We start from the raw sequence: 230 nt of genomic DNA on the forward strand, positions 1-230 counted from the left end.
CGGGAGGACGGCCGCGGGCGGCCGTCCTTCCATCCCGTGATGATGCTCAAAGTCCTCGTCTTCGGCTACTGTATCGGCATCCGCAGCTCCCGGAAGCTTGACCGTCTCCTCGAACGTGACATCGCGTTTCGCTACCTTGCTGCGAATCAACAGCCCGACTTCCGCACGATCAGTCTCTTCCGCAAGAACCACCGCAAGGAGTTCGAACACCTCTTCGTTGAGATTCTTCG

General features: G+C 59.1%; 1 protein-coding gene. It reads left to right on the plus strand.

Annotation, left to right across the window (positions count from 1 at the left end; translation table 11 throughout):
• Nucleotides 1–42: 42 nt before the first annotated feature.
• On the plus strand, nt 43–230 hold a 188-nt coding region (locus tag O2S87_RS19460), incomplete at its 3' end, for a transposase (RefSeq protein ID WP_475410272.1).

The organism is Halohasta sp. A2, from assembly GCF_056175805.1.